The sequence below is a fragment of the Cellulosimicrobium sp. RS genome, assembly GCF_046159675.1.
Taxonomy (GTDB): domain Bacteria; phylum Actinomycetota; class Actinomycetes; order Actinomycetales; family Cellulomonadaceae; genus Cellulosimicrobium; species Cellulosimicrobium funkei.
In genome coordinates this window covers 73,225-86,961 of record NZ_JBJXVU010000009.1, presented here as the reverse complement: position 1 = coordinate 86,961, position 13,737 = coordinate 73,225, and the positions used below count along the sequence as shown (strand labels likewise).

General features: G+C 74.7%; 9 protein-coding genes. 4 read left to right on the top strand and 5 right to left on the bottom strand.

The window, feature by feature from the left end:
* Positions 1-6: 6 nt before the first annotated feature.
* Together ACI769_RS14495 and ACI769_RS14490 are read right to left on the bottom strand one after the other, a co-directional pair.
* Positions 7-4,008, bottom strand: coding sequence for a ThuA domain-containing protein (locus ACI769_RS14495; RefSeq protein ID WP_249355936.1), 4,002 nt, complete (start codon positions 4,006-4,008; stop codon positions 7-9).
* Between the two features lie 105 nt (positions 4,009-4,113).
* A complete protein-coding gene (locus ACI769_RS14490) occupies positions 4,114-5,262 on the bottom strand; it encodes a multicopper oxidase domain-containing protein (protein WP_081896028.1) in 1,149 nt (382 codons plus the stop codon).
* Between the two features lie 534 nt (positions 5,263-5,796).
* Here ACI769_RS14490 and ACI769_RS14485 point away from each other — a divergent pair.
* Positions 5,797-8,118, top strand: coding sequence for a glycoside hydrolase family 65 protein (locus ACI769_RS14485; protein ID WP_409141812.1), 2,322 nt, complete (start codon positions 5,797-5,799; stop codon positions 8,116-8,118).
* A gap of 44 nt (positions 8,119-8,162) precedes the next feature.
* On the opposite strand, the gene ACI769_RS14480 is transcribed toward ACI769_RS14485, so the two are convergent.
* Positions 8,163-9,209, bottom strand: a complete 1,047-nt coding sequence (locus tag ACI769_RS14480; protein ID WP_163188806.1) for a GlxA family transcriptional regulator — start codon at positions 9,207-9,209, stop codon at positions 8,163-8,165.
* 150 nt (positions 9,210-9,359) lie between these two features.
* Here ACI769_RS14480 and ACI769_RS14475 point away from each other — a divergent pair, with 150 nt between their 5' ends.
* Positions 9,360-10,004: a hypothetical protein gene (locus ACI769_RS14475; RefSeq protein ID WP_409141811.1), complete on the top strand. Its 645-nt coding sequence runs from the start codon at positions 9,360-9,362 to the stop codon at positions 10,002-10,004.
* A 27-nt stretch (positions 10,005-10,031) separates the two neighbouring features.
* Here ACI769_RS14475 and ACI769_RS14470 read toward each other — a convergent pair whose 3' ends face one another.
* Positions 10,032-10,910 (bottom strand): alpha/beta fold hydrolase, encoded by an 879-nt coding sequence (locus ACI769_RS14470; protein ID WP_409141810.1) that lies wholly within the window; start codon positions 10,908-10,910, stop codon positions 10,032-10,034.
* Between the two features lie 117 nt (positions 10,911-11,027).
* Between ACI769_RS14470 and ACI769_RS14465 the strand changes: the two genes are divergently transcribed.
* Together ACI769_RS14465 and ACI769_RS14460 are read left to right on the top strand one after the other, a co-directional pair.
* Complete coding sequence (locus ACI769_RS14465; protein ID WP_409141809.1) at positions 11,028-12,260, top strand: hypothetical protein; 1,233 nt, start codon at positions 11,028-11,030, stop codon at positions 12,258-12,260.
* A 121-nt stretch (positions 12,261-12,381) separates the two neighbouring features.
* Entirely contained in the window at positions 12,382-13,074 is a 693-nt protein-coding gene (locus ACI769_RS14460; RefSeq protein WP_409141808.1) for a histidine phosphatase family protein, read from the top strand.
* 133 nt (positions 13,075-13,207) lie between these two features.
* On the opposite strand, the gene ACI769_RS14455 is transcribed toward ACI769_RS14460, so the two are convergent.
* Positions 13,208-13,666 (bottom strand): DUF6194 family protein, encoded by a 459-nt coding sequence (locus ACI769_RS14455; protein ID WP_409141807.1) that lies wholly within the window; start codon positions 13,664-13,666, stop codon positions 13,208-13,210.
* Between the last annotated feature and the right edge of the window lie 71 nt (positions 13,667-13,737).

Sequence of the window (13,737 nt, the reverse complement as noted above, 5' to 3'; positions counted from 1 at the left end):
GCGGTGCTACAGGTCCGCGACCCGGATGTCGCGGAACTCGATGAGGTCCGCGTTCCCGTGGTTCTGGAGCCCGATGAACCCGCTGTCGAACTGGCGCAGGTCGGTCGGCGGGTCACCGGCACGGGACGACTGCTGTCCCGGGGTGTTCTCCCACTCGTTGATGACGACGCCGTTGCGGATGATCGTGTACTGCTGGCCGACCACCCGGATCTCGTACTCGTTCCACTCGCCCTTCGGCTTCTCGCCGCCGGTGTTCAGGCCGAGCGGGTCGAAGTTGTAGACCGAGCCGGTCTTCTGCGGCTCGCCCGTCGGACCGTCGTAGATCTGGATCTCGTGACCGCACGAGATCGCGACCCACGCGGGCGACTGGTTGGCCGCGCACGGCACGTCGCCCGGGTCGTTCGGGTTCGGGAACCGGGTGAACACGCCCGTGTTGGCGTGGTGGTCACCCGCGGAGACGTCGCGGTACAGGAGCTTCACGGAGAAGTCCCCGAGCTCCTCGCCCGCGTACCAGAGCATCCCGAGACCGCCGCTCGACTTCAGCGAACCGCCCGGCTCGAGCGTGAACTTGCCGCTCGGTGCCTGGAACCAGTCGTACAGCGACTCCTGCGTGCCGTCGAAGATCGTGCGGTACCCGCCCGGGTCCACGCCGATCTGGGACCGCGCCGCGGCGTCGACGAGGCGAGCACGCTCGCGCTCGTCGATGCGGCTGTCGTCGTACAGGCTCTTCGCGACCGACTCGACGTGCGCCAGGAACCGGGCGTGGGTGCGCCACTCCTTCTCGTCCTGGAACAGGTCGTTCATCGTGCAGGCGCCGAGGTCGAGGTTCTCGACCGTGGAGTCGACGTCGCCGAAGAACACGGTCTCGCGCTCGTCGGGCAGGGTGCACGACGGCGAGCCGTCGGTCGTGACGGTGGCCGTCGAGCCGTCCGCGTACGTGACGGTGAGCTTGGCCTCGTAGGTCCCGATGCGGGGGTACTTGTGCTTCGGGTTGGCCTGGCGCGAGGTCTTGCCGTCGCCGAACTCCCACAGGTAGGAGACGCCGCCGGACCGCGCACCCGTGAACTGCACCGTGAGCGGGTCGCCCTGGATGCTCGTCGCGGACGCGGCCGGGGCCGGGGTCGGGGCCCCGCCCTGGTACGTGATCCGCATGAGCTTCTGGTTCGGGTCGAGGCTGAAGAAGCCGCCCGCGTAGTCGACCAGGTACAGCGCGCCGTCCGGACCGAACTTCGCGTCCATCCAGCTCTGGAGCAGCCCGTCACCACGACCGCCCGGGATGATCTGGCGGAGGTCCTCCATGAACACGGGGGCGTCCAGGTTCTCCGGGTCGACCGTCACCGCGACGCGGTTGTTCGAGTTCGACTGGTCGCCGATGAACCACTTGCCCTCCCAGTACGACGGCCACGCGACGTCGGACTCGGGGTCGACCTGCGACTGGCGGTACGTCGGACCGGACATGACGGCCTGGCCGCCGCCCCGCAGCCACGGGATGGTGTAGGTCGCCTCGTCGTCCTCGTACGTCGGGATGCCGTTGCCGCGGTCCGGGAAGACCGGCCCGCCGCCCGAGGGCGAGTACCAGATCATGTTGTTCCGTACCGGCGGGAGGTCCACGAGGCCCGTGTTGCGGGGCGACGTGTTCTTCGGGTTGTCGCAGTCGTACCAGCCGGTGAGGACGCTCGCGTCCTCGTTGCTCCGGTCGCGGTACGGCTGCTTGTTGCCCATGCAGTAGGGCCAGCCCTGGTTGCCCGCGGACGTGATGATCGTCGCGGTCTCGTACTTCGCCGGGCCGAGCTCGGGGCTCGGGCTGCCGGCGTCCGGGCCCACCCAGGCCGCCGTCAGCCAGTCGGTGTCGGGGTCGATCTGGAGGCGCGAGATGTTGCGCACGCCCATGACGTAGATCTCCGGGCGCGTCTTGTCCGCGGGGTACTCGCCCACCGGGAACAGGTTGTCGTCGGGGATCGTGTACGTGCCGTCGTCCTCGGGGTGGATCCGCAGGATCTTGCCGTTGAGGTCGTTCGTGTTGCCCGACGTGCGGCGCGCGTCCTGGAAGCTGATGCCCGCGAACTCCTGCGTCCAGTTGTTGCCGGAGTACCCGTTCGACCCGCCAGACGAGTTGTTGTCGCCCGAGCCGATGTAGAGGTTGCCCTCGCTGTCGAACGCCATGCCGCCGCCCGCGTGGCAGCAGCTGTGGATCTGCGTCTCCCACTCGAGCAGGTCGACGCGCGTGCTCTGGTCGATCGTCGGCGTCTCGGGGTCGTAGGTGAACCGCGAGACGGTCCGGTAGCCGACGCGACGCTCGCGGTCGATGTTCTCGTGCGGCATCCAGTACACGTAGAGCCAGTGGTTGGTCGCGAAGTCGGGGTCGGGCACGATGCCGAGCAGCCCCTCCTCGTTCTTCACCAGCTCGTCGCCGCTGCCGCGGTTGCCCATGACGTCGAGCGTCGTGAGCAGCTTCGCCTCACCCGTCTCCGGGTCCCACTGGTGGATCGTGCCGCAGCCGAGGCCCACGTTCGGGTCGCTCCACGGGACGATCGGGCCGGTCGGGCAGGCGCCGCGGCCGATGTAGAAGACCGTGCCGTCGGGCGCGATCGTCAGACCGTGCTGCTCGCCGTTCTGGTCGAGCGTGCCGGCCGTGTTCACCTGGGACAGGCGCTCGGCCTTGTAGTTCGACGCGATGGTCGCCTGGCAGTCGCCGCGCACCACGCCCGTCGTCCACTGGAGCGCACCGAGCAGGTGCTCGCGGAACGTCGCGTCCGCCCAGCTCTCGGGCGTGCCGCCCATGCCGGTGAAGAACGACCGGCCGCCGTCGTAGTCGCGGCACCACGAGACGGGCTGGAACGGGTTGGTCGTCGGGCCGGCGTCGGCGCCGGGCTCGAGCGTCGCGACCGTGTGCACGTCACCGGTCGGGTCGTCGGCCCAGTCGAGCCACCGGTCCTCGCGGTCCCACGTGAGCGGGAGGTCCGCCGTCGCGGGGTGCTGGCGGTCGACCAGGTCGACCGTGCGCTCCTCGAGCGGGATCTCCGGGTCGGGCTGCTCGACGGAGTCGGGGCCGTAGATCGAGAGCTCCGCGAGCTGGACCTCGGCGTCGCCGGAGTTCGCGGTGACGTCCAGCCGGTACCAGCCGTACGCGGTCTCGTTCGCGACGTCGAACGTGCGCGGCTGGAAGCGCTGCGGGAAGTCCTCGTCGGCGCGCGTGTCGAGGTCGACCCACGTCTGCCCGTCGGTCGAGCCCTGGAGCTTCCAGTTCTTCGGGTCGCGGCCCGCGGAGTCGTTCGCCGACGTGATGCCGTACTTCACCACCGCGACGGGCTGCTCCATGCGCAGCGTGAGCTGGCCCGTGCGGGCGAACGTCAGCCACTTGGTGTTGGGGTCGCCGTCGACGGCCTTGGCCGGCGTCTCTGCGGCCGGGCTGCGGCCGGTGCCGGTCGCCTCGGCGACCTTCTCCGCCGTCATCGTGGCGCCCTTGATCCGGGCGCCGACGAGGCCCTCGAACCACTTCGAGGCCTCCTGCGAGCGCGCGGCGTCGCGCACGCCGAGGAAGCCGCCGCCGCCGTTGATGTACGCCTGGAGGGCGGCCTCCTGCTCGCCGCTCAGCTCGATGCCCTCCGCGGAGAGCATGACGACGCCGCGGTACTCGCCGAGCGTCGCCGCGCTGATCATCTCCGGGTCGGACGTCGCCTCGACCTCGAAGCCGTTGGCGGCCCCGATCTCGGTGAGCGCCGCCGTCGCGTCGACGACGGGGTCGGTCTGCTCGTCGGGCGCGCCGTGGAACACGAGCACGCGCACGGGCGCGGCCGCGGCGGCCGGCGCGGCGGCGACGGACCCCGCCGCGAGGGACCCGCCCGCGCTGACCGCGGTGGTCGGTGCGGTGGCGCCGGTCTGGGCCGCCGCCGGGAGGACGGCGGCGCTCGCGACGAGCGCGACGCCCGTCAGGCCGACGGTCAGGGCCCGTAGTGCCCCCGGTCGGGAGCGCCCCCTCGTGGGGGGTGTCGATCGTCTGGAAAGCACTCTCCAACTCCTTCGTCATCGGTGCGACGCTCCCGGACGGGCCGGGAGCGGGTCCTGCCGGGTGCGGGACGGGCCGGCGGCCCGCCCCACCTCGCCGGCGGACGGTCAGTGGCCGGCGTGGCCCGTGAGGTCGACGACGGCCGGCCCGGAGCCACCGGCGGCCGGACCGCCGGGGGCGGTGGCCGGGGCGCTCGTCGTCGCGGCGGCGCCGGACGGCGCGGCCCCGGACGGGGCCGACATGGTGTGGCTGCCGTGACCCTGGAAGCGGTCGATCGACTCCTGGGCGCCCGGCGGCATCGAGCCGTCGGCGTTGCGCACGAGGAAGATGCCCGCCATGCCGCCGTCGGAGTGGAACTGGACGTGGCAGTGGTACATCCACGCACCGGGTCCGACACCGAGCCCGGCGACGACCTGGAACCCGAACGCGTCGCCCGGGTTGAGGTCCCGGTTGTCGACGACCTGGCTCGGGTCGTACTGGTCCGCGAGCAGGCCGGTGCGGTTGTTCGCCCAGCGGTGCGCGTGGAGGTGGAAGGTGTGGAGCTGGTTGCCGTGGCCGATGCAGATGAACTCGACGCGCTCGCCGAGCTTCGCCTCGAACATCGGCGTGTCCGGCGCGACCTTGTTGTTGATGGTCATGTCGTTGAAGACCATCGTGAACTGCTTCTGCGGCAGCACGTCGCCGACCCGGCGCACGACGAGCGCGCCGTAGAGGCCCGCCGCGAGGCCCTGCGTGCCGTGCTCGCCCCACGCGTGGTCGTGGTAGTGCCAGTAGCCCGCGCTGCCGGGCATCCAGATGCCGCGGTCGCGCGCCATCTTGACCGTCGACCACGTGTATGTCCGCGTCTCGCCCGGCTCGTTGAACGAGTTGTTGAACGTGCTGCCGTCGCTGTTGACGTCGTAGTTCACGCCGTGCGGGTGGATCGACAGGCGCTTGTCCGTCGTGTTGACGAGCGTGATCTCGAGGGTCTCGCCCTCCCACATCTCGAGGATGGGCCCGGGGACGGTCGCCTTGCCGCGCTCGAGCCCGTAGCCGACGAGGGTGTCGGAGATCCGCTCGGCGTACATGGTGATCTTGCGGACGCCGGTGGCTGCGGTGACGGTCGTCGCGGCGGCGGCGGGGGGCGCCGCGGCGACGCTGCCGCCGGCTCCGAGCAGGAGCGCGGCGGCGGGGCTGGCAGCGACGACGCCGGCCCCGGCGAGCAGGGCCCGCCTCGAGAGCGGCCTCGGCGCCGTCTCGGTCGTCGGGTCGGGCATGGGGGACTCCTTCCGGGCGTACGGGGTCGTCCGGGCGGTCCGTGGCGCGCCGGACCGGCGGGACGGCGGTCGCCGCCCCGCGTGCCGGCGCGCTCGGGCGCGCGGAGGTTCCCCGAGGTGGTGCGGGGGGACTCTGAGCAGCAGGACTGGGTGGTGCGGGGGTGTCCCGCGGTCGCAGAGGGTCGAGAGGGTGCTCGGTCGTGCGGGGCTCGACCCGGGCCGGTGGGAGACCGGCCGTGGGCGAGGTCCGGGGCCGTCGTGGCCCCGCCGGGGTGCGCGTCGGTGCGTACCGCTCGGCTGTCGGTCCGGACGACGGGCTCCCCTGCGCCGACGTCCGGCCCCCTGGTCGGTTCCAGGGGCAACGAGGTTCATGACACCGCAGTCAGTGCATGGATGTCAACAGGTAGGCGAAAGTTGTGTCGACAACAAGCAAAAGTCCACGGCCGATCGACACTTGTCTCCGGAGCGGCCCTGGACGGGGCTCGAGCACGCCCCGGACGGGTGTGCGACACGGCGTCGTGGTGGAGTGACCGCGTGACTCGCGACCTCCCCGCGTGGTCCGTCCGGGAGTCGGCCCTCGACGTCGACGACCCGGCCACGGCCGCGTCCCTCCTGTCCCTCGCCAACGGGTACGTCGGCGTCCGCGGCACGCTCGACGAGGCGGACCCCGACGACGACCCCTCGACCCTCGTCGCCTCCGTGCACGAGGAGTTCGAGCAGACGTACGCGGAACGCGCGTACGCCTACCCCGAGGTCGAGGAGCGCCTCGTGCCGGTCGTCGACGCGTGGCGGGTCGGCTGGTCCGTCGACGGCGAGCCGGTCGACGTCCGGACCGACGACCCCGCCGGTCCCGACGGGACGGTCGAGGCGCACGAGCGCGTGCTCGACCTGCGCCGGGGCGTGCTGCGGCGCGAGCTGCGCTGGACCGCGCCGTCGGGCGGGAGCGTCACCCTGCACAACGAGCGGCTCGTCCCGCTCACCCGGCGCGAGGTCGTCGCGTCGCGCTGGCGCGTGCACGCGCACGGCGACGTCACCGTCACCCTGCGCCCGGTGCCCGGCTGCGCCCACGGCGGGCAGGACCCCGGCCGCGAGGCGCCCGGGCTGGTCACCGTCTCGTGCCGGCACGACGCCGAGGGGTCGTCCGTGCGGCAGCGCACCGTGCGCTCGGAGCGCGGCGTCGCCGTCGAGACCGCGCACCTCGTCGACGCGGCGGACGGCGTCCGCCCGCGCTGGCACCACCGCGGCGGCGCCGCCGTCCTCACCGTCGACCTGCGCACCGACGAGTGGCTGGAGGTCGTCGTCCTCGCCGCCTACGCGGGCGGCGCCGACGCCGACGCGCTCCCCGCGCACGCGCACTCCGTGCTCGCCGCGGCCGTCGACGCGGGCTGGGACGCGCTCGAGCGCGAGCAGGCCGACGCCCTCGCCGTGGTCTGGGAGCGGGGCGACGTCGAGCTCGACGGGGACGACGAGATGCAGCAGGCGCTGCGGCACGCCCTGTTCCAGGTGGTCCAGGCGTCGGCGCGCGTCGAGGGCGTGGGCGTGCGCGCCAAGGGCCTCACGGGCACCGGCTACGCGGGCCACGCCTTCTGGGACTCGGACACGTTCGTGCTCCCCGTGCTGGACCACGTGCTGCCCGACGCCGCGGCCGCGCACCTGCGCTGGCGACACGCCACCCTCCCCCACGCGTGCGAGCGGGCCGCCGAGCTGGGCCTGCCCGGCGCGGCGTTCCCGTGGCGCACGATCAGCGGTCGGGAGTCGTCGGGCTACTGGCCCGCGAGCACCGCCGCGTTCCACGTCTCGTCGGCCGTCGCGCTCGCCGCCGTGCGGCACGTCGCCGCCACGCACGACGACGAGCTCGCCCGGGACGTCGTCGTCGACCTCGTGGTGCAGACCGCGCGGCTGTGGGCCGGGCGCGGCCACCACACGGCCTCCGGCTTCCGCATCGACGGCGTGACCGGGCCCGACGAGTACACCGCCGTCGTCGACAACAACACGTACACCAACCTCATGGCCCGCAAGAACCTGCGCGCGGCGGACGAGCTGTGCGAGCGGTTCCCGGAGCAGGCGGCGCGGCTGGACGTCACCGCCGACGAGCGCGCGGGGTGGCGGCGCGCGGCCGACCGGATGGTCGTCCCGTACGACGCGGAGCTCGGCGTCACGGAGCAGTCGCAGGACTTCACGCGGCACGCCCCCTGGGACTTCGAGTCGCGGGGCACCGCGCGGTTCCCGCTCGACGACCACGTGCACTACGTCGAGCTGTACCGGCGGCAGGTCGTCAAGCAGGCCGACCTCGTGCTCGCCCTGCACGCCGCGCCCGAGGAGTTCACGCCCGAGCAGCGGCGCCGCGACTTCGACTACTACGAGCCGCTGACCGTCCGCGACTCGTCGCTCTCGGCGCCCGTGCAGGCGGTCGTCGCCGCGGAGATCGGCTACGTCGACCTCGCGTACGACTACGCGCGCGAGTGCGCGCTCCTCGACCTGTGCGACCTGCGCGGCTCGACCGACGGCGGGCTGCACGTCGCGTCGCTCGCGGGGGCCTGGACCGCCGTCGTCACGGGCATCGTGGGGCTGCGGCACGACGACGACGGGCTCCGCCTCGCCCCCCGGCTCCCGTCCCGGCTCACGCGGCTCGCGCTCGCCGTCCACCACGGCGGCGCCCGGGCGCGCGTCGAGGTCCGGGCCGACGGCGTCACGTACCGCCTCGAGTCCGGCGACCGGCTGCGGGTCGTGCACGGCGACGAGCCGTTCGAGCTCACGCCCGAGCACGCGGTCTTCGAGCGGCCCCTGCTCGCCGGGATCCAGGACCCGCCGCCCGCGCAGCCGCCCGGCCGCGCGCCGCTCTTCGCCACCTCGTAGGTGGACGTACCCGCGACGGGCCCGGTGGGCCGTGCGCGGGTCCCCTACGTCGGCAGCCGCTCCTGCTCGCCGCGCGCGCCGCGGAGCCCGGCGGCTCCCGGACCGGTCCCGCCAGGCGGGGCGAGGCGCCCGGCACGCCGGTGCGCGGCCCGGTACTGCGAGGGCGCGAGGCCGTACTCCGCGGCGAACGCCTGCCGCAGCGCCTCCGCGGACCTCAGCCCGCACTCGCGGGCGACGGTGGTGACCGGGCGGTCGGTCGACGCGAGCAGATGGGCCGCCGCCTCGGTCCGGGCTCGCCGGACGTACCGCGCCGGCGTGCGGCCGAGGTGCCGGACGAACAGGCGCGTGAGCTGGCGCTGGCTCACGCCGGCGTGGGCGGCGAGGGCGGGGAGCGAGAGGTCTCCGTCGAGCCGCGCGGCGACGAGGTCGACCACGGCCCGGACGCATGCGTCCCGCACCTGAGGGGCCGCCGTGAAGACGCTCATCTGGGCCTGGTTCCCCGGACGCTGGAGGTACGTCACGAGCGCGCGGGCCACCCTGCGGGCGAGCTCCGGACCGTTGTCCTCCTCGACCAGCGCGAGCGTGAGGTCGAGCGCGCTCGTCACGCCCGCCGACGTGTAGACGTTGTCGTCGCGCACGTAGATGGGCGCCGGGTCGACGCGGACGGCGGGGTACTCCTGCGCGAGCCGGTCGGCGTAGCGCCAGTGCGTGGTGGCACGACGCCCGTCGAGGAGACCCGTCGCCGCGAGGACGGTCGCGCCCGTGCAGACCGACGCGACCCTGCGGCTCAGGGCGGCCACCCGGCGCACGTGCGCGACGACGAGCGGGTCGGCACCGGCCTCCTCGTGGCCGAGCCCTCCGGTCACGACGACCGTGTCGACCGGCTCGACCCACCGCTGGAGGGAGCCGTGGCTCGCGAGCGTGAGGCCCGAGTCGCACGCGACGGGTCGCCCGCCCGGGGTCAGCAGCACCACCCGGTAGGGGGGCGCGGCGCCCACACGGTTCGCGAGGACGAGGGTCGAGGTCACGCACGCGATGTCCAGGAGCTCCGCGCCGGCGTAGCCGACGACCGCCACCAACCGCTCCGCCATGAGCCGTCACCCCCGGGTTCCCGACGTCCGGTCCACAGATCCGGACACCGTCCACGATACCCCCGGGGAGTACCGCGGCCCAGGGTGAGACTGTTCCTCCCAGGAGAGCGCGGTCGCCCGACCGCGACCGCCACGAGAGACGAGGACGTCATGAGCACTCCACGCACCGCCCGGCAGACCACCGGACCGCGCTCCGGAACCGCGCGGGGGACGAGCACCCAGACGAGCACGGGGACGAGCACCGGGACGAGCACCGGGACGAGCACCGCCCGGGCCGTCGTGGCCCGCTGGCCCGCCGCGCTCGGCCTCGGCGTCGCCGTCCTGCTGCTCGCGATCGGCGTGGCCGACCGCACCACCCTGGCGATCGGCGTGAGCGCGGCCGCGCTCTGCTACGTGGCCGCAGCAGCGCTCGGACGCCCCTGGGTCGCCTGGGTGAGCATCCTCGGCGCCTCGCTCGTCGTGGTCGCGAGCGAGGTGGCGGGCATCCCCTGGTGGGCCGGCATCGGGCTCACCGCGCTCGTGCTGCTCGGGATCGGCGTCGCGCGCGGCGCAGCACGACCGACGCTCCCCCAGGCGGCCGCACTTCTCGGCTACGGTTCCCTCGCTGTGGTGGCGCTCGCCGTCGACCCGGGCATCGGTCTCGTCGTGGCAGGGCTGACCCTGGCCGGCCACGCCGCGTGGGACGTCGTCCACCACCGGCGCGGCGAGGTCGTCCCCCGGCCGATGGCGGAGGCGTGCCTGTACTTCGACGTCGTTCTCGGCCTGGGCTGCCTCGCCCTCGCCGCCCTCCGCTGAGACGCGGGGCGCGTCCGGGACGCGCCGTCAGCCCGCGAGCGCCTCGCGCAGGGTCGTCGCGAACGCCGCCGGGTCGTTCGCGGGCGACCACTCGTTGACCATGAAGCCGCCGTGGTCGCCCGGGAACGTCACCGGCTCGACGCCCAGGAGGGCGGCGAGGGCGGCACCGCCGCGCCACGCGAGCGTGCCCTCGCCCTGGGCGCTCACCGCGGGGACGATGCGGGTCGCCGCCGCGCGCAGGGCGTCGCCGTCGGGCGCCCACGACGGCATGGTGGCCAGGTTCCGGCCGAGGAGCAGGTCGTCGCGCGACCCGTCGTCCTCCGTCGGGAAGCCGAACATCGCCGGGTCGGGCGCCGGGCGGTCGAGGTAGTCCGCGGGCAGCGGCCCCACGTGGCTGACGAGCGCGACGAACTTCGCCATCGCGGGCCCGAAGCCCTCGCGCCGGTACGTCTCCACGACGTCCGCCTGCACCGCGGTCGCGGTCTCGGCGTCCTCCAGCAGCGGCGTGATCGGCGGCTCGTGCGCGACGAACGTCCGCACGTCCTCCGGGTGCCGCTCGATCCACGAGAGCCCGACGACGCCGCCCCCGCTCGACCCGAACACGTCCACCGGCCCGAGCCCGAGCGCGGCCACGACCTCGTGCAGGTCGTCCGCGTGCCGCTCGACCGACACCTCGCCGTCGGCGGCGAGCGTGCTGCGCTCCGTACCGCGCGGGTCGTACGTGACGACCACGCGGTCGTCGATCAGGTCCACGAGCTGCCCGAACCCCGACGCCGCCATGGGCGACCCCATGACGACGAGCGGCGGCAGGTCGCCCGGTGCCGCGGGGGTCCGGACGTCGTAGGCCAGGACGGCTCCCGGCACGTCCAGGGTGTGGCTCGTGGTGCGGGTCGTGGTCTCGCTCATGGCGTCCTCCGTGTCGTCGTCCCGCCGCGCGTCGCGGCAGGTCCCGTGCGTAGAGACGGCACCCGTCGCCGGAACTGAGCGGTCCGCGCGGCCCCGCGTTGCCACTACCCTCGCAGGATGCCGTCATCGAGGACCGTGCCCGCCGTCGTCGCCGCGGGGACGCTCACCGCGGTGCTCTGGGTCGTCACCGGGCGGGTCGCGGACTGGCTCGCCGGGGCGGCGCACGCCCTGCCCGCCGGGCTCGTCCGGACGCTCCTGCCCCACCCGACCGGCGTCGTCACGGGCGGTCAGCAGGTCTCGGGCAGCACCGTGCTCACGGCCGCCCTCGCGGGCGGGCTCGTCGCCCTCGGCACGCACCTCGTGCTGCGGCGCCTGCCCGCGGGAGAGGGTCGCTGGGCCGCGTTCCTCGCCGTGTGGGGCGCGGCCGTGCTCGCGTCCGCGCTCGCCGCGACGGCGGCCTGGTTCGCGGGCGTCACGCTCGCCTGGCGCGCGGACACGATCACCCGGTTCGTCGCGACCGCGCTCGGCGGCTGGTGGGGGTTCGTCAACGGCCCGCTCGTCGCCGTGACGGTCGCCGTCGCGCGCGCCCTCACCGACCGCCACGACGACCCCGCCGGCACCCGGCACACCCGGACGCCGACGCGCGTGCGCGCGTGGCCCGCCGCGCTCGCCGCGGGCACGGCGACGGGCGTGCTGTGGGCGGCCGCGGGCGTCGGGCGCACGACGCTCCCCGGCGCCGCGGACCCGCAGTCGCCGTGGGGCGTGGCGCGCGACGTCGTGCTGCTGCCCTCCGCCCGGATCGCCGTCGACCGCGCGGCGCTCCTCGCCGACCCCGTGCACCTGCTGCTGCCCGTCGGCGTCGGGCTCGCGGTCGGGCTGCTCACGGCGCTCGCCGCGCGACGCCTGCCGCCGGTCGAGGGCCGCGCGGCGCTGCTGCTCGCGGTGTGGCTCGCGTGCGCCGGAGGTGCGGCCCTCGCGGCGGCGGTGCCCGTCGTCGCCTCCACGCTCGCCGCGGGCGGTGTGCTGCCCGACGCCGGCCGCACCCTCCCCGTGCTCGAGGCGGGCCTCTCCTGGGGGATGGTCTGCGGGGTGCTCGTGGCGCCGCTCGCGGTGGTCGTGCACCGGCACGCGGGCGCGCGACCGCACGCGGGGTCGGCCGTCGCCGACGAGCCGTGGCCCGCACCCGTCGCTCCCGAGCAGCCCGAGGAGCGCGTGCCCGAGCAGCCGGAGGCCCGCGCCGCCGAGGAGGCGGGGGCGCCCGACGCCGAGCAGACGGGTCCGCGCGACGCCGACGACGCTCGCGGGCCCGACGACGCCCGGCACCTCGACGAGGTCACCGCGCGCTCCTGAGGGACGGCGTTCCGGCACCCGCCACCCCGGCGTCACCCGGCGGTCGTCGTCCCGACACCCCGCTCCCCTAGCGTCGGCCGTGACCAGCAGACCGGGACGCACCGGAGAGGGCACAGCGACGATGACCCTGACGATCACGCTCGTACGCCACGGGCAGACCTACCTCAACGCACGACGCCACCTGCAGGGGGCGTGCGACTCCCCCCTCACCCGCACGGGACGCGCGGGCGTACGCGTCACGGCGCAGCACCTCGCGCGGCACGACTTCGCGGCCGCGTACTCCTCGCCGCAGGGCCGCGCGGTCCTCACGGCGATGGAGATCCTGCGGCACCACCCCGACCTCCCGCTCACGGTCGACCCCGACCTGCGCGAGCTGTCGTTCGGCTCCTACGAGCGACGGCCGGAGTCGCAGCTCGACGCCGTCGAGCCGTGGGCCGAGCTCGTGCCCCGCATGCTCGCGGGCACCCACCCGGGCGTCGGCGGCGGCGAGCCGGGCCGGGACTTCATGGCACGCGTGCGCGCGGTGTTCACGCGCGTCGTCGCCGCGCACGACGACGCGTCCCGCCCGGGCGCGACGCGCGACCGGCACGTGCTCGTCGTCGGGCACGGCCTCACGCTCGGCGCGTGGCTCGCGACGCTCGCCCCCACCGGCCTCGTCGCACTGCCCAACGCGTCCGTCTCGACCGTCGAGGTGACCGACGGCGTCCCCCGCCTCCTGGCGGTCGGGGTCGACGTCGCCGGCCACGGCCACGTCGCCGCGCGCCCCGCGCCCGCCCCCGCTCGCGCGAGCACCCGACTCCGACTCCCCGCCTGACCACCATCCCGCGTGCCCCCCCCCCCGGCAGAGAGACCTCCGCCGAACACGGGGTTGTGGTCGCTCTTCCGGCGAAAGACGCCGCCAACCCCGTGCTCGGCGGGGACCAACCCCGTGGTCGACGGCGGGCCCGCTATCGGGTGGTGCGGCGGGCGGTGCGGGCGCGGGCGTCGTCGTGGGCCGCGCGCAGCAGGTCGAGGACGAGCGCGGTCGTGCGCTCGCCCGGGACCACGACCGCCACCCAGCCGAGCGCGCCGTAGACCGGGTGCGGCACGACGACGTCGGTCTCCGCCACCTCCGACGCCGCGCCGTCGCGCGGGTCGGTGCCGAGGAGCGTCCGGAACCGGTCGCGCCCGACGTGCACGTTGACCCTCCAGCGCCCCTCCGCACCGAGGCGCGACGCGGTGTCGTCGGGGTAGTTCTTCGTGACGACGGTGCCGTACGGCTGCCCGGGCGGGACGACGCCGTCGGGGGCGTGGTAGAAGAAGTGGTCGCCCCACGCGAGCTCGGGGAACGCGCTGCCCGGCCCCGGGGAGAGCACGAGGGCGCCGTCGAGCGACCGGACCGTGGCGAGGATCTGCTCCATACTCATGGTTCCAGTGTGAGGTTGACGTGCTTCCGGAGGGTTGGGCGACGTGGGTGCACGAGCGCGGGGGGCGGGCG